This window comes from Labrenzia sp. 5N (genome assembly GCF_012395805.1).
Lineage (GTDB): Bacteria > Pseudomonadota > Alphaproteobacteria > Rhizobiales > Stappiaceae > Roseibium > Roseibium algicola.
Genome location: NZ_JAAZTM010000004.1, coordinates 306,385 through 324,842, shown reverse-complemented (window position 1 = coordinate 324,842; position 18,458 = coordinate 306,385). Strand labels below are relative to the sequence as shown.

20 protein-coding genes are annotated in these 18,458 nt (G+C 58.8%); 14 read left to right on the top strand and 6 right to left on the bottom strand.

All coding sequences use genetic code 11. The features are described 5' to 3' along the window. Window positions 1–13: 13 nt before the first annotated feature. Genes HEP89_RS04570 through HEP89_RS04560 form a run of 3 tightly spaced genes read right to left on the bottom strand, consistent with a single transcriptional unit; the run spans window position 14 to window position 1,652 of the window. Window positions 14–604 carry a hypothetical protein gene (locus tag HEP89_RS04570; RefSeq protein ID WP_208993400.1) on the bottom strand — a complete coding sequence of 197 codons (591 nt, stop codon included), beginning with the start codon at window positions 602–604 and terminating at the stop codon, window positions 14–16. A gap of 1 nt (window position 605) precedes the next feature. Next, window positions 606–1,160: a TadE/TadG family type IV pilus assembly protein gene (locus tag HEP89_RS04565; protein ID WP_168691436.1), complete on the bottom strand. Its 555-nt coding sequence runs from the start codon at window positions 1,158–1,160 to the stop codon at window positions 606–608. A gap of 27 nt (window positions 1,161–1,187) precedes the next feature. After that, entirely contained in the window at window positions 1,188–1,652 is a 465-nt protein-coding gene (locus tag HEP89_RS04560) for a pilus assembly protein N-terminal domain-containing protein (RefSeq protein WP_055657461.1), read from the bottom strand. A gap of 527 nt (window positions 1,653–2,179) precedes the next feature. Here HEP89_RS04560 and HEP89_RS04555 point away from each other — a divergent pair. From HEP89_RS04555 to HEP89_RS04515, 9 genes are all read left to right on the top strand, one after another. Then, window positions 2,180–2,368 carry a Flp family type IVb pilin gene (locus HEP89_RS04555; protein ID WP_022999751.1) on the top strand — a complete coding sequence of 63 codons (189 nt, stop codon included), beginning with the start codon at window positions 2,180–2,182 and terminating at the stop codon, window positions 2,366–2,368. A 152-nt stretch (window positions 2,369–2,520) separates the two neighbouring features. Further along, window positions 2,521–3,027 (top strand): prepilin peptidase, encoded by a 507-nt coding sequence (locus HEP89_RS04550; protein WP_022999752.1) that lies wholly within the window; start codon window positions 2,521–2,523, stop codon window positions 3,025–3,027. 393 nt (window positions 3,028–3,420) lie between these two features. Further along, on the top strand, window positions 3,421–4,191 hold the full coding sequence (gene cpaB / locus HEP89_RS04545) for a Flp pilus assembly protein CpaB (protein WP_077293185.1): 771 nt from the start codon (window positions 3,421–3,423) through the stop codon (window positions 4,189–4,191). A gap of 38 nt (window positions 4,192–4,229) precedes the next feature. Beyond that, window positions 4,230–5,639 (top strand): type II and III secretion system protein family protein, encoded by a 1,410-nt coding sequence (locus HEP89_RS04540; protein WP_077290872.1) that lies wholly within the window; start codon window positions 4,230–4,232, stop codon window positions 5,637–5,639. A 16-nt stretch (window positions 5,640–5,655) separates the two neighbouring features. Next, window positions 5,656–6,360: a CpaD family pilus assembly protein gene (locus tag HEP89_RS04535; protein WP_208993399.1), complete on the top strand. Its 705-nt coding sequence runs from the start codon at window positions 5,656–5,658 to the stop codon at window positions 6,358–6,360. Between the two features lie 9 nt (window positions 6,361–6,369). After that, a complete protein-coding gene (locus HEP89_RS04530; RefSeq protein ID WP_062490512.1) occupies window positions 6,370–7,677 on the top strand; it encodes a CpaE family protein in 1,308 nt (435 codons plus the stop codon). Between the two features lie 31 nt (window positions 7,678–7,708). Beyond that, on the top strand, window positions 7,709–9,229 hold the full coding sequence (locus tag HEP89_RS04525) for a CpaF family protein (RefSeq protein WP_055657464.1): 1,521 nt from the start codon (window positions 7,709–7,711) through the stop codon (window positions 9,227–9,229). 7 nt (window positions 9,230–9,236) lie between these two features. Then, window positions 9,237–10,256 carry a type II secretion system F family protein gene (locus tag HEP89_RS04520; protein WP_022999758.1) on the top strand — a complete coding sequence of 340 codons (1,020 nt, stop codon included), beginning with the start codon at window positions 9,237–9,239 and terminating at the stop codon, window positions 10,254–10,256. 8 nt (window positions 10,257–10,264) lie between these two features. Beyond that, the gene (locus tag HEP89_RS04515; protein ID WP_022999759.1) at window positions 10,265–11,242 is read left to right on the top strand and encodes a type II secretion system F family protein; all 978 of its coding nucleotides are present in this window, start codon (window positions 10,265–10,267) and stop codon (window positions 11,240–11,242) included. 224 nt (window positions 11,243–11,466) lie between these two features. Here HEP89_RS04515 and HEP89_RS04510 read toward each other — a convergent pair whose 3' ends face one another. Further along, window positions 11,467–12,243 (bottom strand): tetratricopeptide repeat protein, encoded by a 777-nt coding sequence (locus tag HEP89_RS04510; protein ID WP_168691435.1) that lies wholly within the window; start codon window positions 12,241–12,243, stop codon window positions 11,467–11,469. 188 nt (window positions 12,244–12,431) lie between these two features. Here HEP89_RS04510 and HEP89_RS04505 point away from each other — a divergent pair, with 188 nt between their 5' ends. The 3 genes from HEP89_RS04505 (at window position 12,432) to HEP89_RS04495 (ending at window position 15,142) form a co-directional block, all read left to right on the top strand. Next, window positions 12,432–13,820, top strand: coding sequence for a leucyl aminopeptidase family protein (locus HEP89_RS04505; RefSeq protein WP_168691434.1), 1,389 nt, complete (start codon window positions 12,432–12,434; stop codon window positions 13,818–13,820). 72 nt (window positions 13,821–13,892) lie between these two features. Beyond that, window positions 13,893–14,243 carry a MarR family transcriptional regulator gene (locus HEP89_RS04500; protein ID WP_006934185.1) on the top strand — a complete coding sequence of 117 codons (351 nt, stop codon included), beginning with the start codon at window positions 13,893–13,895 and terminating at the stop codon, window positions 14,241–14,243. A gap of 26 nt (window positions 14,244–14,269) precedes the next feature. Beyond that, entirely contained in the window at window positions 14,270–15,142 is an 873-nt protein-coding gene (locus tag HEP89_RS04495; protein ID WP_062490508.1) for an NlpC/P60 family protein, read from the top strand. 93 nt (window positions 15,143–15,235) lie between these two features. On the opposite strand, the gene HEP89_RS04490 is transcribed toward HEP89_RS04495, so the two are convergent. Further along, a complete protein-coding gene (locus HEP89_RS04490; RefSeq protein WP_152504710.1) occupies window positions 15,236–15,802 on the bottom strand; it encodes a hypothetical protein in 567 nt (188 codons plus the stop codon). A 78-nt stretch (window positions 15,803–15,880) separates the two neighbouring features. Continuing rightward, window positions 15,881–17,068, bottom strand: coding sequence for a DNA recombination protein RmuC (rmuC, locus tag HEP89_RS04485; protein ID WP_035908085.1), 1,188 nt, complete (start codon window positions 17,066–17,068; stop codon window positions 15,881–15,883). Window positions 17,069–17,229: 161 nt separating this feature from the next. Between rmuC and def the strand changes: the two genes are divergently transcribed. After that, window positions 17,230–17,748 carry a peptide deformylase gene (gene def / locus HEP89_RS04480; protein ID WP_031268905.1) on the top strand — a complete coding sequence of 173 codons (519 nt, stop codon included), beginning with the start codon at window positions 17,230–17,232 and terminating at the stop codon, window positions 17,746–17,748. Window positions 17,749–17,785: 37 nt separating this feature from the next. Then, window positions 17,786–18,418, top strand: coding sequence for an NAAT family transporter (locus HEP89_RS04475; protein ID WP_055657472.1), 633 nt, complete (start codon window positions 17,786–17,788; stop codon window positions 18,416–18,418). Window positions 18,419–18,458 lie beyond the last annotated feature (40 nt).

The window sequence follows — 18,458 nt, the reverse complement described above, 5'->3', positions numbered from 1 at the left end:
TGCGGGTTTATCTTCAGCAGGCCGGGCACTTGACGGTATCGGTCAATCGCGGGCGCAGATAGTAGGTGTCGCTCAGGTCGATCGAGGACGCCCTGGAAAAATACTCGGTAAAAAGACCGGAGAACGTCGGCACATAGTTCAGGTTGGCCTGCGTCACGACGATGGAAGTGTTCGCTGCGGCCACCGTGGCAGGCAGTTCGATCGGCGGTGTCGACCCTTCCGCCCACGGGCTGCCGCCCTTGGACGAATAGCTCCAGTCGACAGCGGGATCACCGTCCTCGTCGAAGGTTACACTGGCGACAATCGTTTCCAGATTGGTATCCGGATAAGGATCCAGGATCTTTCCACCCAGAGCCATCATGGCGCTCAGGTCGGCAGGGGTAATGGTTTGCGCCTGGGCCACAAGGTCGGCGACCGAGTTGGCTATGCGGCTGACCTTGCGGTCATAGTTCAAGGTGCCGGTGACCTCTTCCATGCCGATCAGCAGGATCAGCAGAAAAGGCAGGATCATCGAAAACTCGATTGCGGACACGGCACGCTTGTCGGCGTGGAAGCTCCTCAGGCCGGCAAGCCGACGCCGGAAGTGGCCGAAATGACGAGGCATCTTAGTTCCAGGGTTCATTTCGAAACACCAATGTAGAAGTGAGATAGCGTTCGCTGCCATGATCGGCGAGATTGAGCGACAGAAGCGACGTGATCATGGGCCACCTGTAGATGACGTTGACCACGACGATCTCGCCCGCACCGGCGTCTTCGTAGTTGGACTCTTCCTTCAGGTTGCCGTCTTCATCGTAAAGACTTTCGCCGGCGGATTTGGCCAAGGCAAAAGCATCGACCTTGTCGACGTCGACCACCAGGCGGTCCAGGGAACAGAGAAAGTCCGGCAGGTTACCGCAAATCCGGGTCTTGAAGGTGGCAGCATCATAACCGCCATCATGTGCCTGGCCGGTGCGGATTTCGCGGGACGCATTGATCACGGCATTGTCGACCATCCGGTTTACGAAATGGGACAGGCCCACCTCGATGATCCCGAAAACGACTGTAAAGAAGGGCAGGGCGATCAGTGCGAATTCGACGGCTGTAGCGCCACTGTCGTTCTTGCCGAAGGACGCACGCTCTCTTTTCCGTCTCGAGACGAGGAGCCGTTTCAACAAGCGCATTCGGTGACTACTCCGTTAGGGGACCCGTTACTGCTGCCCGCCGGCTGCCTTGGTCGCCAAATCATTGCGTGCGCTTGCCTGATCTGCGGTTTCCTTGAAGGCTTCAATCGAGTCCCCAAGGCGCAGGACCGGTTCGCATGCCGGATTGCAGGACAGCGATTCCCGCGAGGCCTTCCTGTATACGGAGACGACGTCATCATCCGACGCCTTCACCGTAATGACTTCGTCGACGATCGGCTTGTTGTCACCATCAAGGATCACGAGGTTTGTTGTGCCGTAGCTCTTGCCGGTAATGACGACGGTGTTCTGATCGAACATCGCGACATCCGCGATAAAGGGGTTGCCGACAATAACCGCTGCGGCGCCGTCCTCGATCCGAAAGACCTTGGCGCGATCGACCGTAACAAGCACAGGGCCGTCCTGTGCGACCGCAACGGTCGCGCCAAAGGCAACGGCGAAAAGGCTTGTCCATCTGATTAGCTGCGCAAACATGCCTATGGATACTCCAATTGTGCATTTCCATAGAAGATCATGCGTCAAACGTGGTGAACGATCTGCTAACGACCCGGCGAAGGAAGTGTAAATGGATGTTCTTTTGCTTTTTCAGGGACAATTCTACGTTTGTATTGCCTTTATTCGTGGGTACGTGGATATTCTTCTCCCTCGGTAAAATTTGAGAGGCGGGAAGAAAAATAGAAGTTCGGGGAATTAGCGTATAACGCCGATCAAGCCCAAAATAAAATCTAAGAAACAAACTGGACAAATCGCGCGAGCATGTAGATAATTCTGTATGAGATTAAATTATACGTGTTTATATTAAAGTTTTTTGATCGTATTAACGAATTTTTATCTATACGTCTTGTTAACTATAGTAATAATTGCCAGCATTCTTTTTGGCTGGGATGGTAAATTTAACTGCTTGGAAAGCTCTCTGTCCTAGGGTGAGCCTATGTCCAATCGGACACAAAAGATCCGACGGACTTGAAGCTGTCAATTCAGTGGTACTTGGAGCAAAACACATGAAATCTCTTATCAACCGTTTCGTAAAAGACGAATCTGGCGCAACTGCAATCGAATACGGCCTCATCGCTGGCCTGCTGTCCATCGTCATCATCGGCGCACTGGCAGCAACCGGTACGTCCCTGAGCGCGATCTTCACCCGCATTCAGACGCAGCTCGGCGTTGCAGCTACCGACATCGCTTCCTAAGCGTCGTCTGGCGGCTCAAGCTGCCAAACAGGTTGAACAAGAACGGGCGGTTTTTCCGCCCGTTTTTTGTTCTGCCGGGCCGTACTTCCGCGAAATGTTAACCTCTGCCCCCTAGCCTTGAGGCATCAGGTTTTCAACGAGACGAATGTTCCATGGTTCAGGCCGCAATTCTCGTCATTTTTCCGATGCTGGTCGCCTTTGGCGGCGCATCCGATCTGCTGACAATGACTATCCAGAACCGGGTTTCCCTGCTGCTGATTGCAGGATTTGCCATCCTGGCGGTCGCGACAGGCTTGCCGTTGCAAGCCTGGGGAATGCATGCACTCGCCTTTGCGGTCGTTTTTGCCCCTTGTTTCCTGTTCTTCGCGTTCGGATGGATGGGCGGAGGCGATGTCAAGTTCATCAGTGCCATCGCGCTCTGGATTGGTTTTTCGCACGAACTGCTGATGTTCGTTCTCTTTGTTGCTGTCTACGGCATGTTTCTGACACTGGGGCTTTTGGCCTTACGGCAGAATGCGGTGGTGCCTTCCGTGCTTTATCGGCAGGAATGGTTCGCTCGTCTGCATGACAGCAAAAGCGGTATTCCCTATGGCATCGCAATCGCGATTGCCGGTCTTCAGGTATATTCCTCCACTTATTGGTTCGACCTCATTCGTTGAGGTCTTGTCCAGATGGGCTTTGGCAGGCGGGTCGAATCGCACCTGGCCGATGACCCGTGGGTGTTCGATTCCCGGTATGGATCATCACTTTGAGGTGAGCCATTTGCCCCTGGTTGGCAAATGCTAGCCGGCGAACGGATTTTTCTGCTTCAGGGCGCCGTTATCCAATTTGTCTGCCCGCGTTTCTGACAAGCAAAAACAGTGTCTTTGAAGCTGTGAGACGGTGTTGTAGCTCAGTATTCGTTGCAGAATGCATCAATTTAATAAAGTGTTCAGTAAAGTTAACGAATATTAACCGAAAACATCCATATCTGATTAACCATGTTTTGACCAATTACCCCTCATCCTAGTCGGGAACAGCGCATGTGCGCATTGGAATATTGGGTTTTGGTCATGAAAATCGCGCGAATTTTCGTCCTGGCAATTGCTGTAGCGGCAGGCATCATCGCCTTCCGCATGGTCATGATGTCGGGCAACAAGCCAGCAGAGCCTCAGATCGTACAGGCACCTGCCGCCGAGCAGACCAAAACGCAGGTTTTGGTTGCCCAAAGGGATATTCCGCTCGGTGCCAAACTCACGGCGGACGACATGAGCTGGGCGAAATGGCCTGAAGATGCCGTTCCCTTCGGAGCCGTGACGAAAGAGGCATCGCCTCTGGCCAACGAGGAGTATGAAGGCCGAATCGCCCGGGCACCGATTTTTGCCGGTGAGCCCGTTCGCCCCGAGCGTCTTATTAATACCGACAAGGGCTTCATGGCGGCGATCCTGCCCAAAGGCAAACGCGCAATCGCCGTCAGTGTGGAAGCGGAAACAACGGCAGGCGGTTTCATTCTGCCGGGCGACAAGGTCGACCTGATCCTGACCCGCAAGTCGGATACTGGCGCTCTCAGCGAAACGATCCTGGAAAACGTCCGCGTCCTGGCAATCGACAGTACGACCGCAGGCGAGCAGGACCAGAAGAACCTGTCACCAAAGCGCACGGCCACACTGGAACTGACCCTGCCTCAGTCCGAGGTGGTCGCTCAGTCGCAGCAGATCGGCACAATCGCGCTTGCCTTGCGCAGTGCCCAGGATTCCGCAGATGACGCGGACGATGAGGGCGGTCGCCGCCGAGGTGTCAGCTACGTGAAATATGGCGTGACGAGCCAGGCAGGTGCGCAATGAGCCCGGTTGAAAACAGAACGTCCAGCAAGAGGGGCGCGATGAAAAACTATCTTCACAAGCTGGCTGCCACGGCTGTTTTGCTCGGAGGACTGATGGGCGTGTCGGCTCCGGCAGCACAGGCGGAAGGCAACTTCCCGAGCCAGGTCCATATCGCCGCCGGCGAGCGGGCAACGGGCCGCATCCTGAACGTTGGGGTCGGCCGGTCGGTGGTGGTCAATCTCGCGGAAGACGCAGCCGATGTGCTGGTTTCCAACCCGGAAATCGCGGATGCCGTCCTCAGAACACCGCGCCGCATCTTCGTGATCGGCAATACCGCGGGTCAGTCTCGACTGGTTCTTTTCAGTCGCAGCGGCCGGGAGCTGGCCAGCTTCGACGTCCGTGTCGAAAAGGATACATCCGATATTACCCGGATCATCCGGAAGCTTATTCCCGGTTCCAACATTTCCGCAGAATCGATCAACGGCAGTGTTGTGCTCAGCGGGACGACCAAAAGCACGCTGGAAGCCCAGCAGGCAGCGGATATCGCGGCGAAGTTTCAAGGTGCCAAGGGCGCAAGCGAAGTCATCAATCTGATTTCCGTCGCCGGCAAGGATCAGGTTCACCTGAAGGTCACGGTCGCAGAAGTCGAGCGCTCGATCATCAAGCAGCTCGGAGTCCAGTTCCAAGGCACGATCGGCGTTGGCAATTTCACGCCCTTCATGTCCAGCCTGCCGAACTTCACCGTGAACCCTTCCATCGTGAACCAGGCAGTTGGCGGTACGCAGCTGTCTGCGGGAGCGACGAGCATCACCGCACAGGTGGAAGCCCTGCAGCGTGAGGGGGTCATCCGCACACTGGCTGAGCCGACCCTGACCGCGATTTCCGGCGAAAACGCAAGTTTCCTCGCAGGTGGCGAATTCCCGATCCCGATTTCCCAGCAGGATGGCGAGATCAGCGTCGAGTTCAAGAAGTTCGGTGTCGGTCTCGACTTTACGCCCGTGGTTCTGTCCGAAGGTCGGATCAGTCTGCGCGTGAAGACCGAAGTCAGCGAACTGAGCAACGATGGCGCGGTCTCCGCAGGTGGGATCACCATTTCCGCCTTGAAGGTACGCCGTGCGGAATCAACCATGGAACTGCCGTCCGGCGGCACGCTGGTGATGGCCGGTCTTCTGCAGGAATCCTATCAGCAGGCGATCGAAGGTGTCCCGGGTCTGATGCAGATCCCGATCCTGGGCGCGCTGTTCAAGAGCCGCGACTTCCTGCGTGAGCAGACGGAACTGGCGGTCTTCGTGACGCCCTATGTGGTTCAGCCGGTTGCGGTCAGCAAGCTGCAGCGCCCGGACAAGAACCTGATGGCGCCGTCGGATGCCGAGACGATTTTCCTGAACCGGCTGAACAAGATCTACAACCCGACCGGAGCCGCCGCCGAAGGCATCTATCACGGTCAGGTTGGCTTTATCTACAAGTGAGAACGGACGGATGAACATGTCAAACACGGTCCGCAGCAAGACGCTCTCGCAAACCGCACTTGTGGTCTTTGGGTGCCTGATCGCAGCCGGCTGCCAGAACCAGTCGCAGAGCCAGCTTCTGGCGTCTCACGACTACAGGCTGATGCACCCGATCGTGATCACCGAAGAGCCGGAAACGCTGGATCTCCCTGTTGGACGCAACACGCGTAACATCAACGGGCCGATCGAAAGCACCATTGCCGCCTTTGGCCAGCAGTCCCGGCAAAAGGGCGATGGATCCGTCGAGATCCTGGTGCCGTCTGGTGGGGCCAACGAGGCAGCGGTTCATTCCATCACGCCAAAGATCCGTCAGGCATTGCAGCGCGGGGGCGTTTCAAGGAACAGGATCAGCACCCGAACCTACTCGGTGGGTGATCCCGGAGCGGATGCGCCGATCCGCCTGTCCTATGCGCGCATGCAGGCGACTGCGGGCGAGTGTGGGGCCTGGCCGAAAAACATCGGTGGTGGCTTCGGCGAAAACTTCAACTACGAGAACTTCGGATGTGCCAGCCAGGCGAACCTGGCGGCAATGGTCGACAATCCGTCCGACCTGATCACGCCGAGAGCATCCGATCCTTCCGATCAGGGCCGGCGTGCTGTGGTCATAGAAAAATACCGGAAGGGCGAAGTCACCGCGGGTGACTTCACCGAAGGTGTCGGCGCCGAAGTTGCCGAGGACTAGGGGATAGCTATGAGTGCCAACCCAGACTTGAAAGATATGTCCGGCTACATGGATCCCATTTCCGAGCCTGCGGATCACAACTACGCGGGCAGCGACGATGGTCTCCATATCGGCTCCATCCCGCGCATCACGGTGCACGGTTTCTGCCTGACCGATGCCACCATGCGGGTGGCCGAGGCCTCCATGGAAGATCGCCGCATGGCAAAGGCGCACCTGAAGCTGGATATGGGCGGTATCCCGGCGGCGATCGAAACCTTCGAACAGGCTCCGACACCGAACCTGATCATCGTTGAAACGTCCGGCAGGCGGGAAGACCTTCTGTCGAGCCTCGATCATCTGGCGGAATACTGCGACGCCGGTACAAAGGTGATCGTCATCGGCGATGTCAACGATGTCATGCTGTATCGCGATCTGATTTCCCGCGGCGTCAGCGAGTATTTGATCACGCCTGTCAGCGTGTTCCAGCTGATCGGCTCAATTGCCAACCTTTATGCCGATCCGGCGGCTGAGCCACTTGGCCGCACCATCGCGTTCTTCGGCGTAAAGGGGGGCTGCGGTGCTTCGACTATCGCTCACAACGGGGCCTGGGCACTTGGTCGCGTGTTCCAAAGCGAGGTCGTGGTGGCAGATCTGGATCTGCCATTCGGCACGGCCGGGCTGGATTACAATCAGGATCCTCTCCAGGGCGTTTTCGAGGCCGTGTCTTCTCCGGAGCGCCTGGACGAAACGTATCTCGATCGCATTCTGTCCAAGTGCAATGAGCACCTGAGCCTGCTGGCCGCACCGGCAACGCTCGAACGCACCTACGACTACAGCGAGAAGTCCTTCGACCTGCTGGTCGAGACAATGCGCGCCGGGGTGCCGAGCGTCGTGCTGGACGTGCCGCATTCCTGGAATGCCTGGGTCAAGAACACACTGCTTGGCGTCGACGAGATCGTGCTTGTCGCGGAGCCGGACCTTGCCAACCTTCGCAATGCCAAGAACGTTGTCGACATGTTGAAGCAGCTGCGGCCGAACGACCGCCCGCCGCATCTCATCATGAACAAGGTCAACGTTCCCAAACGCCCCGAGATCAAGCCGGAAGAATTTGCCGGAGCACTCGGCCTGTCGGTTCACGCGATAATCCCGTTCGAACCGCAGCTGTTTGGAACGGCAGCCAACAACGGACAGATGATTGGTGAGATTGACGGCAAGCACGCGATTGCGCGCGTGTTCGACGACCTGGCACACACCATCTCCGGCAAGGCCCAGCCCGTCAGGGCGTCCAGGTCGAGCCTCGGTGGTTTGCTTTCGAAACTGAAGCGGAAGGCCGGCTAGGCCGGCCTGAGAGCGGAGCAGATAGTTCGTTATGTTTGGTAGACGTGGCAGCTCATCGTCTGGACCCCAGACCCTTCGGCCAGGTGGCATACCCGGGTTGCAGGACACGCCTGCGCCAGCGGAACAGGCTAAACAGCCGGAACAACCGGCGCCGCAGAAGATCCAGACCGAGCCTTCCCAGCCGGCGGCCGCGCCGACACCTCCACCACCGCCTCCGCCGCCCGAGCCTCAGCCGGCTGCCCCGGCAGCGCGGAAAAAGAACAGCGAATATTACGAAACCAAGGCCCAGATCTTCAATGCGCTGGTCGAGGCGATCGACCTGTCACAGCTGGCTCGTCTCGATGCCGAAGATGCTCGCGACGAGATCCGCGATGTCGTGAATGACATCATCGCGCTTAAAAACGTGGTGATGTCCATTTCAGAGCAGGAAGACCTGCTGGAAGACATCTGCAACGACGTACTTGGTTATGGTCCGCTTGAGCCTCTGCTGGCTCGCGACGACATCGCCGACATCATGGTCAATGGCGCGCACACGGTCTATATCGAAACCTCCGGCAAGGTTGAGCAGACCGGTGTGACGTTCCGCGACAACGCGCAGTTGATGAACATCTGCCAGCGCATCGTGAGCCAGGTCGGCCGCCGCGTTGATGACAGCAGCCCGATCTGTGACGCCCGTCTTCCCGACGGCTCCCGTGTCAACGTTATCGCGCCACCGCTCGCCATCGACGGGCCGGCCCTCACCATTCGTAAGTTCAAACGTGACAAGCTGACGCTTGACCAGTTGACCAAGTTCGGCTCGATCACGCCGGAAGGGGCGACGATCCTGCAGATCATCGGCCGTTCACGCTGTAACGTGCTGATTTCCGGCGGTACCGGTTCGGGCAAGACGACGCTGCTCAACTGTCTGACTGCCTATATCGAGAGCACCGAGCGCATCATTACCTGCGAAGATTCGGCCGAACTGCAGCTGCAGCAGCCGCATGTGGTGCGCCTTGAGACGCGTCCGCCCAACCTGGAAGGGGAAGGCGAGATCACCATGCGCGATCTCGTCAAGAACTGCCTGCGTATGCGTCCTGAGCGGATCATCGTGGGCGAAGTGCGTGGCCCGGAGGCATTCGATCTCCTGCAGGCCATGAACACCGGTCACGACGGCTCCATGGGAACCCTGCACGCCAACTCCCCGCGTGAAGCCCTGTCCCGTCTGGAATCCATGATCACCATGGGCGGTTTCTCGCTTCCGTCCAGAACCCTGCGCGAGATGATCGTCTCGTCCATCGATGTGGTGGTCCAGGCGGCGCGTCTTCGCGACGGTTCCCGCCGCATCACCCATGTGACGGAAGTAATGGGCATGGAAGGCGACATCATCACCACCCAGGATGTCTTCCTCTACGACATTGTCGGCGAAGACCCGAACGGCAAGATCATCGGCCGCCACCGCTCCACCGGAATCGGTCGTCCGAAATTCTGGGAGCGGGCAAGATACTTTGGCGAAGAAGCCCGTCTGGCACAGGCACTGGATGCTGCCGAGATGCCTGAATATGTAGCTGATTGAGGACCCCATGTCCGGACTTGAAGAGTTTCTCACGCCTGAGATCACCGGCCTGGCCGTCGCCGCCCTGGTGATGCTTGCCGTTGGCGGCATCATCTACAGCCTGTTTCAGCCTGCTCTGTCCGGCTCCAAGCGGCGCGATCAGCGCGTGAACGCGGTCGCAGCGCGGCCCCAGAGCGAAAATCAGCGCAAGGCCCTTCGTGATGTCGACCGGCGCAAACGGTCGATCCAGGATCAGCTGAAGGAATTCGAGGTTCGGCAAAAGGCCAAGCAGGACAAGCAGCAGAAGGTCTCGCTGAAGGTCAAGATCGAGCAGGCCGGCCTGGCCTGGGAGACCCATCATTTCGTGATCTTCAGTATCGTTGCCGGTCTGGTCTTCCTGATCCTTGGATTGATTTTCAGCGGAAATCTGCTCATTGCGGCAGCCTTCGGTTTCGCCGGCACGCTGGGTTTCCCCCGCTGGTACGTTTCCAGCAAGCGCAAGCGCCGCTTCAACGCGTTTCTCGACGAGTTGCCGAACGGCGTCGACATCATCGTGCGCGGCGTCAAGGCCGGTCTGCCGCTCAGCGACTGCATCAAGGTGGTTGCCCGCGAAGCCCGCGAACCTGTCGCGACCGAGTTCCGCAAGATCACCGAAACCCAGATCATGGGGATTTCGCTTGCCGAAGCAGTCGGCAAGTTGCCCGAACGAGTTCCGCTGGCAGAAGCCAACTTCTTTGCCATCGTGGTTGCCATTCAGCAGAAGGCAGGTGGTGGCCTGGCCGAGGCATTGAACAACCTGTCCAAGGTGCTGCGCGGCCGCAAGGCCATGAAGCGCAAGATCAAGGCACTCAGCGCCGAAGCGAAATCCTCCGCCGGGATCATCGGTTCATTGCCGTTTTTCGTCGGTGGGATCATGTACCTCATTTCGCCGAACTACATTCTGGTTCTTTTCGAGACCACGGCCGGAAACATCATCATCGCTGGCTGCCTGTTCTGGATGTTCTGCGGCATCATGGTGATGCGCGCGATGATCAACTTCGACTTCTAGGAGACGACATGGATATCGATACCATCGCATCCAGTCAGTTTCTGGCAGCTGTTCTGGCCATGGTGGCGGTCACGGGAACCATCTTTTCCCTGGTGATGCCACTTCTGTCCCGCGACACGTTGAAATCGCGGATGAAATCGGTCGCGATCGAGCGCAACAAGCTGCGCGCCAAGGAGAGGGCCCGTCTTCAGGCAGCCCAGGCAGACGCAAAGGCTTCCCTGCGAAACCAGCCCAAGGCGCAGATGAAAAGCCTTGTCGACCGGCTAAATCTCAAGGAAGCGCTTTCCGATGAGAGCACGGTCGAAAATCTCAGAATGGCCGGCTACCGCGGTTCCGCACCGCTTTACTACTTTCTGGTCGCGCGCATAGCGTTACCTGTCGGTATCTTCGCCTTCACGGTGGCTTACGCGTTTCTCGTACTGCCCGACGACTTCCCGGCATTGTCGAAGCTCTGCTTCTGTCTGGGTCTTGCCGGCCTCGGCGCTTTCATGCCGAACATCTATCTGAAGAACAAGATCGACAAGCGCAAGCTGACCATCCAGCGGGCCTGGCCGGATGCACTGGATCTCATGCTGATCTGCGTGGAATCGGGCATGTCCATCGAAGAAGGCTTCAAGCGCGTTGCGGAAGAAGTCGGTGTGCAGTCGGTTGAGCTGGCAGAAGAATTATCTCTGACGACGGCCGAACTGTCTTACCTGAGCGACCGCCGTATCGCCTATGAAAACCTGGCGAAACGCACTGGTGTCGAAGGTGTGAAGAACGTCATGATGGCGCTTATCCAGGCCGAGCGTTACGGTACGCCTGTCGGCACGGCCTTGCGCACGATGGCGGACGACACCCGCGAGCAGCGCATGCAAATGGCCGAACAGAAGGCTGCATCCCTGCCGCCGAAGCTGACGGTGCCGATGATCATGTTCTTCCTGCCTGTGCTGTTCTTCATCATCATGGGGCCGGCAGTGATTCAGGTGATCAACACCTTCCAATAGGCAGCAGGTTTGCTCTCCGGCGGGCTTCTCGCCGGGGGGCCCAGGGTTCTCTCAGCGACAACCGAAAACCGGATGCGTCAAACGTGCAAAAGGAGTGCCGATGTTGAGCAGCACTCCTTTCGTCGTTTTTCCGAATTTTCTGGATTTAGTTCTGGCCCGACGCCGGCAGCTGAAGGCCGTACAGTCATTGAGAAAAGCGGGACTATTGAAACCGCGCTGTTGCCTCAGCCCTGCTGGCGCTTCTGCATCATGGTGCGCAGATAGGCGATGTTGGCCTGGGCCTGCTGCGGATCGATCTCGGACTGGGCCACCTGGATGGCTTCGTCGAACTTGCCCTGGATGCCAAGCACCAGGGCCAGGTTCTGGCGAACGCGGCTGTCTGCGCCGGGCAGGGTGGCTGCCTTGCGCAGGGTATATTCCGCGTCGGGCAGATCATTGGTCAGCAGATATGACAGGCCCAGGTTGTTCAGGAGACTGGGATCGTTTGGCGCGATGATCAGTGCCTGCTTGTAGAGGCTGCGGGCCTTGTCGTGGTTGCCGGTCTGATCATAGATTGCCGCTTCAGCGGACATCAGCCTCCAGTCCGGCGTGTCCGGCCTCTGGGCACCACGAATGACGTTCAGCGCTTCGTCGAAACGGCCGTTCATCGCCAGAACCTTGCCATAGGCGGAAGAGATTTCCCGGTCCTTGGGATGTGCGATCACGCCGGACCGAAGAACGGCCATGGCCTGCGGTATTTGTCCGTTCTGGCTGAGAGCGCTTGAATAGCCAAGAATGGCGCTGCGGTCCTTGCGGTCGCGCTCATAGGCCTTGGACCATTTGGACACCTGTGCCAGTGCCTGCGAGGAGCCCGGCGAAGTGTAGCCGGAGGCAGGGGAGTGCGTGCCGGTGTTGGCGCGGTTGGAAGCACAGCCAGTGACAACGACAAGCGCCGACATGGCCAGCAGCGTCGTAGCGAGACGAGTGCGACGGCGAACGGAACCGGTTCTGGGCGATTGCATTTCCAACATCCTTGTTGTCGGCGGCTTTCAGGTTTCCTTATGAGAAATAGATAATTAACCCTAATGCTTGGTTAAGCACCGTTGCGAAATGCGAGAAGCGGTGCGCATCGACGCGTGCCATATTGCGTCCGAACGCCGGGCATCCTAGGTCTTGAAGATCGAATCCAATCTCCAACGGAGGTCCTCCCGTGCGCGAAAGCCTAGTCCGCAAGAGCGATGTTTCCAGCTCCACGCCCATCCACGCCGTCACCGAGGCAAGCCTGCCTCAAGTTCTGGACGGGCTCGGATCAGCAGCATTGAACTGGTGCAAGGTCAACGATTTTGCAGGCAAGCCCGCAACATCCCTGCTTGTCCCGGGAGCAGACGGTGCTGCGGTGCTGTTCGGCGTAGAGGATGGCGGTCTGTCGCATCCGCTGGCACTAGGTGGCCTGGTCGCCGGACTGCCGGAAGGTGATTACCATCTTGCCGAGGGGTTTCCGGATCCCGAACAGGCAGCGCTCGGCTTTGCCCTCTCCACCTATTCCTTTACCCGCTATTTGAAAAACGAAGGCAAGTCCCGCCGTCTTGCCGTTGACGAGACTGTCGACCTGGATCGAATCGGAACGATTCTCGACGGGGTCCAGCTGGCGCGTGATCTCATCAATACGCCTGCGAACGATCTTGGGCCGGGGGAACTGTCCCAGGCCGTTGTCGCCCTGTTCAAGCAGCATGGCGGCACCGGGCGTATCGTCATCGGGGAAGATCTTCTGGAAGAAAACTTCCCGATGGTGCACGCAGTCGGCAAGGCCAGCAGCCGGGCGCCGCGCCTGGCAGACTTCACCTGGGGTGACGAAGCCGCGCCCAAGGTCACTTTGGTGGGCAAGGGCGTCATCTTCGATACCGGCGGTCTCAACCTGAAACCGGGCTCCTCCATGGCGCTGATGAAAAAGGACATGGGTGGGGCGGCCAATGTGCTGGGCCTTGCGTCCATGATCATGGCGTCAAAGCTTCCGGTGCGTTTGCGCGTCATCGTTCCCTGTGTCGAAAACGCTGTTGCCGGAAACGCCTTCCGGCCGGGAGACATCCTGCCGAGCCGCAAGGGGCTGACCGTCGAAATCGGCAACACCGATGCCGAAGGCCGGTTGATCCTCGCCGATGCCCTGGCGCTTGCAGACGAGGAGAGCCCGGAAATCCTGATCGATATGGCAACGCTCACCGGTGCTGCCCGCGTTGCTCTGGGGCCGGATCTGCCGCCTTACTATACGGACGACGAGGAACTTGCCGAGGATATCGCGGTCATGGCCGAGGCTGCCGCCGACCCGCTGTGGCGCATGCCGCTGTGGCAGCCCTATCTGAAATATCTCGACAGCAAGGTTGCCGATATCAATCACATCAATACATCCGGCGCTGGATTCGCTGGGTCGATCACGGCGGCGCTGTTCCTGTCCCGCTTTGTCGAGAACACCGGCAGCTGGGTTCACTTCGATATTTTCGGCTGGACCCCGATGGAAAAGCCCGGAAAACCGATGGGTGGGGAAGCCCAGGGCATTCGTGGTCTGTTCGATGTCCTTTCGGAGCGTTTTGCGGGCGTACAATAACGGCTCCGAAACGTTTTCGTGCTTCGATGGTCATGGAGATGGATGGGGGAAAAGGATGGGACCCTGTAACTCATGGCCGTCGAATTGCGCGCCTCGCAGGCGCTGAAACTGATGCACGAGGTCAATCTGGCGCTTGTTCGCGATAGCGAACAGGATCTTTCCGCGCGCCAGTTGACGATCCTGATGACAGTCTATCTGGAGCCGCCGCCGCATACGGTGCGCGGGTTGGCTGCCAAGTTGAATGTCACCAAACCTGCCATCACCCGGGCGCTTGACACTCTGGGCGGTATGCGGCTTTTGTCGCGCAAGCGCGACGAAGCCGACAAACGCAATGTGATCATCACTCGCACGGTGGAAGGCGCGCTTTATCTGGAGCAGCTTGGCGATCTCGTGGTGGAAAAGGCCCGGGAACTGCCGCGCTGACAGTCCAATCCATTTCGGGATCGACCATGACCGAGACCTTCGACCGCCGCCGCCATCCGGTCCGTGCTGACCTTGCCGCCATCGACTATGAAGGCCGGGCAGCCGCTAGCCGTTTCGCCGAGGGCGAGGTGTTTCAGGTCATTGCCGACCAGCTGCCGATCCGGCCTGAACCGCGCCCGGACCGGCCGATCGACACCGAGGCCCTCAGCGGCGAGTGGGTGACGGTTTACGAGCAGACACCGGAAGGCTGGGCCTGGGGACAGCTCGACACGGACGGCTACGTCGGCTGGTTCTCCTCCGACGACCTTGGGCCGGTGAAGCCGGCAACCCACCGGGTGCGTGCCCTTCGGACCTACCGTTACCCGGTTGCCGACCTCAAGTTTCCGCCACTCGGGCTCCTGTCCATTGGCTCGCTGGTCACGGTTATCGGTGAAACCGAAACGCGTGGGCTGGCCTATGCGCTCCTCAGCGATGGTTCGGCGGTTGTTGCCAAACATCTTGTGCCGCTGGACGCCGTTGAGGATGACTGGGTGGCTGTCGCCGAAGAGCTGATCGGGACGCCCTACCGCTGGGGTGGACGCTCGAGCCTGGGTCTCGATTGCTCAGCGTTGGTGCAACTTGCGGCGCAGACAGGCGGACACGACCTGCCGCGCGACAGCGACATGCAGGAAGCGGAAGCCGGCGAAGCCGTTCCGCATGATGATCCGGCCGCATTGAAACGTGGTGATCTGCTGTTCTGGAAGGGTCATGTCGGCATCATCGCCGGCGAGAACCGCCTTTTGCACGCCAACGGCTTCACGATGACCGTCGCCTATGAGCCACTGGACAAGGCAATTGATCGCATCGCGGCAACGGAATGGGGCGCGATCACGAAGGCGCGGCGCCTGCCGGAGTTGTAAGTGGACAAGAGGTAGCAGTGCCCCGGGCATTCAAGTGCTCGCCCGGGGTCTTGTCGGCTGTGGTCTTGTGTTTGTCTAATCTACACGAATTTCTCAGCCGGGGAACGTCTGGACGCCAATGGATTCAAGTGCGCCGGACTTCGGGTTCTTGACCAGGCAAAGCTGGCTTTCAGTTCCCTGAATGAAGCAGACCATGGGGCGCTCTTCCTGGCGGGCCCGCTCATAGATCTCCCGTGTTACGCCTTCTTCTGCATAAAACGGAAATTCGCCGGCCTGCGGGCCTTCAGCGCCTTCAGGCCAGACCGGCAGCTTGGCGGATGTCGCGACATCGGTATAGCCGCTGATCCAGTCCAGCAGGGCTGCCTGCATGTCGGTGAGGGTTTCGATGCCGTAAAAACCGAACAGGTCGTTCTGATCAAAGGTAGCCTGATATTCAATGCCACCGGACTGATTGAAGACCGCGAGCGAGACCTCCGCAGACCCGCATTCGCCCTGTGCATCGGCTTCAACCGAATAGGTGTCCAGCCAGACCGCTTCGACGGACTGCGAGCATTCTTCCGCCGCTGCATTCTGGCTCAGCGGGAGCGCGAGCCCCCCAAGCACCACGCCGGTGATCGCGATGTTAAGTGTCTTGGAAAAAAGGAAATTCCGGAACGACATACCTGCCTCCAAATCGACTCGGATCGAGCCGGCCGGACTGTAGACCCGAGGTAGAACAGCAGCAACAGATTTGCTGCGTCACCCCTTCGGTGTCATCGCCAGCTGGGGTTCGGCACTGGAAGTGTCCTTTGCCACGCTTTCGAGTTCTCCCAGCTCGAGATCCTCGATCCGGCGGCTGCGCTTGGAGATCTTGTCCGAGGAAATCAGGATCTGGTCGATATCCTTGTTCGCCTGGGCGAAATGGGCCTGAAGCTTGCCGACGCGGTCGTTCAACCGGCTGACATCGGCAACCAGGTGGCCGACTTCCGCCTGGATCAGGTGGGCCTGCTCGCGCATCTTGGCATCGCGCAGCACCGACTGGATCACCTGGATCGACAGCATCAGCAGCGACGGCGAGACGATCACCACCCGGGTGCGGTGCGCCTTCTGGATCAGATCCTCGAAGCTCTCGTTGAGTTCTGCAAACACGCTTTCCGATGGGACGAACAGGAACGCGGTATCCTGCGTCTCGCCGGGCAGAAGGTATTTCTCGCCGATGTCCTGAATGTGTTTGGTGAAGTCGCGGCGAAACTGGGCCTGGGCATATTTCAGCTGGTCGTCGGTTTCCGCATTGCGCAGCAGGTTGAAAGCTTCCAGCGGAAACTTGGCGTCGATGGCCAGGGGCGGCGCACCGTTCGGCATGTGGATCAGGCAGTCCGGGCGGCTGTTGTTCGACAGCGTTGCCTGGAAGGAATAGGTGCTGGGCGCCATCTGGTCCTGGACAATCGCTTCCATCCGGCCCTGACCGAAGGCGCCGCGGGTCTGCTTGTTGGACAGGATAGCCTGCAACTGGCCAACCTGGCCGGAGAGATCGGTAATCGTGCGCTGAGCCCGGTCGATCACCGCCAACCGCTCGTGCAGGTGCCTGAGGCCGTCCTGCGTGCGCTTGCTGGTATCTGCCATCGAAAGGTTCAGCTTGTGGCCCATGCCATCCAGGCGCTCGTTGACGGCGCGCATCATGTCGGACTGCCGCGAGCCGAACACTTCCGCCATGGTCTGCATGCGGCCGGTCATTTCCCCCTGAGATTTCAGAAGTTGCGAGAGATGGCTTTCCAGCTCGTGAATGCGCTCGCCGGCTACTGCGTCCGATTCGGCACGCAAACGGATCTCCCGCATGGTCTTCAGGACCAGCCAGACAATCAACGCCAGAAGAAACAGGCCGCCGGCGATGGCAGCTTCCAGAACCGTCACTGGACGGCCACTCAAATCGAACAGGATCTCATTCATGAAACAAACATAGAACGATTCGGGGCGAAGGCCCATCCGCGCGGCAGGAGAGAGCTGTGGTCTTCTACCAGGTAGCCGGTCCGGCCGAAGGCGTTGAAAACGGGAGGCTGCCGCGTTATTTCCGCGTTGACCGGAGCGCTCCGATTTCTTATGTCAGGCGCATGACAATACGCCCGATCATCACCATTCCCGATCCGGTCCTGCGCGAGGTGTGTGCACCTATCGTGACCGTCGACGACGACGTCCGCAAACTGGCCGACGATATGCTGGAAACCATGTACGATGCCCCCGGTATCGGACTTGCCGCCAGCCAGATCGGGCTGCTGCAACGCATCTTCGTGCTGGACGTCGCCAAGGAAGACGCGCCGAAAGAGCCGATGGTGTTCATCAATCCGAAGATCGTCTGGTCGAGCGAGGACCTGTCCGTCTATCAGGAAGGTTGCCTGTCGATCCCCGATTACTACGAGGAGGTCGAGCGGCCTGCCGAAGTAACGGTCCAGTTTCTCAACCGGGAAGGCGCCGAACAGGAGATCAAGGCCGACGGGCTACTGGCAACCTGTATTCAGCACGAGCTTGACCATCTCAACGGGAAGCTGTTCATTGACTACCTATCGAAGCTGAAGCGCGAACGCGTTGTCAAGAAATTCACCAAGCAGGCAAAGCTGGCCGGAAAACTCTGATCCGCTGCTGCCTGGCTGAAACCGGGGGGCGGCATAAATGGATCAGGTCCTGTTCCTGAAACTCTTCGCTGCGCTCTTTGCAATCATGAACCCGATTGCAAACCTGCCGGTGTTCTTGTCGCTCACCGCCGACAAAGGGCCGGGGTTTGAGCGCAAGGTTGCCCTGACGGTGCTGATTGGCCTTGCCCTTGGTTCCGCATTCATCGGCCTCACGGGCGACGCCATTCTCAAGGTCTTCGGCATCAGCCTGGATGCATTTCGGCTTGCCGGTGGTTTCCTCATTCTCCTGATCGCGCTCAATCTCATCTCCGGTGAGAAGAGCAAGGCGCATCATGGGACGGACGAGGAACAGGAACATCATTCCGAACAGGACAATCCTGCAATCTATCCGCTGACCGTACCGATCCTGCTCGGACCGGGAACGATCTCGACCATGATTATCTACCGTGGCCAGGTCACGGATCTTTCCCACGAAATTGCGTATATCGCTGCCATCGCCGCCTCCATCGCCGTTCTCGTCGGCACATTCTTCGCCGCCCCGTTCCTTTCAAAGTTCCTCGGTCAGACCGCAACCAGCGTCATGAGCCGCCTGATGGGGATGATCCTGGCGGCCATTGCGATGGAAATGATGGTCGGAAGCCTAAAGGTCCTGCTGCCAGGCCTGGCTTGAAGCGAGCTGACGCCACGCGGCAGGCCTGATCGATTTCGCA

What these genes read in the sequence shown, in the direction of transcription:
- HEP89_RS04550 (WP_022999752.1), top strand. Translation starts at nt 2,521, where the DNA reads ATGGTTCAGGCCGCAATTCTCGTCATTTTTCCGATGCTGGTCGCCTTT.
- HEP89_RS04520 (WP_022999758.1), top strand. Translation starts at nt 9,237, where the DNA reads ATGTCCGGACTTGAAGAGTTTCTCACGCCTGAGATCACCGGCCTGGCC.
- def (WP_031268905.1), top strand. Translation starts at nt 17,230, where the DNA reads ATGACAATACGCCCGATCATCACCATTCCCGATCCGGTCCTGCGCGAG.
- HEP89_RS04475 (WP_055657472.1), top strand. Translation starts at nt 17,786, where the DNA reads ATGGATCAGGTCCTGTTCCTGAAACTCTTCGCTGCGCTCTTTGCAATC.
- HEP89_RS04525 (WP_055657464.1), top strand. Translation starts at nt 7,709, where the DNA reads ATGTTTGGTAGACGTGGCAGCTCATCGTCTGGACCCCAGACCCTTCGG.
- HEP89_RS04530 (WP_062490512.1), top strand. Translation starts at nt 6,370, where the DNA reads ATGAGTGCCAACCCAGACTTGAAAGATATGTCCGGCTACATGGATCCC.
- HEP89_RS04500 (WP_006934185.1), top strand. Translation starts at nt 13,893, where the DNA reads ATGGCCGTCGAATTGCGCGCCTCGCAGGCGCTGAAACTGATGCACGAG.
- HEP89_RS04490 (WP_152504710.1), bottom strand. Translation starts at nt 15,802, where the DNA reads ATGTCGTTCCGGAATTTCCTTTTTTCCAAGACACTTAACATCGCGATC.
- rmuC (WP_035908085.1), bottom strand. Translation starts at nt 17,068, where the DNA reads ATGAATGAGATCCTGTTCGATTTGAGTGGCCGTCCAGTGACGGTTCTG.
- cpaB (WP_077293185.1), top strand. Translation starts at nt 3,421, where the DNA reads ATGAAAATCGCGCGAATTTTCGTCCTGGCAATTGCTGTAGCGGCAGGC.
- HEP89_RS04555 (WP_022999751.1), top strand. Translation starts at nt 2,180, where the DNA reads ATGAAATCTCTTATCAACCGTTTCGTAAAAGACGAATCTGGCGCAACT.
- HEP89_RS04510 (WP_168691435.1), bottom strand. Translation starts at nt 12,243, where the DNA reads ATGCAATCGCCCAGAACCGGTTCCGTTCGCCGTCGCACTCGTCTCGCT.
- HEP89_RS04515 (WP_022999759.1), top strand. Translation starts at nt 10,265, where the DNA reads ATGGATATCGATACCATCGCATCCAGTCAGTTTCTGGCAGCTGTTCTG.
- HEP89_RS04535 (WP_208993399.1), top strand. Translation starts at nt 5,656, where the DNA reads ATGTCAAACACGGTCCGCAGCAAGACGCTCTCGCAAACCGCACTTGTG.
- HEP89_RS04495 (WP_062490508.1), top strand. Translation starts at nt 14,270, where the DNA reads ATGACCGAGACCTTCGACCGCCGCCGCCATCCGGTCCGTGCTGACCTT.
- HEP89_RS04540 (WP_077290872.1), top strand. Translation starts at nt 4,230, where the DNA reads ATGAAAAACTATCTTCACAAGCTGGCTGCCACGGCTGTTTTGCTCGGA.
- HEP89_RS04560 (WP_055657461.1), bottom strand. Translation starts at nt 1,652, where the DNA reads ATGTTTGCGCAGCTAATCAGATGGACAAGCCTTTTCGCCGTTGCCTTT.
- HEP89_RS04565 (WP_168691436.1), bottom strand. Translation starts at nt 1,160, where the DNA reads ATGCGCTTGTTGAAACGGCTCCTCGTCTCGAGACGGAAAAGAGAGCGT.
- HEP89_RS04570 (WP_208993400.1), bottom strand. Translation starts at nt 604, where the DNA reads ATGCCTCGTCATTTCGGCCACTTCCGGCGTCGGCTTGCCGGCCTGAGG.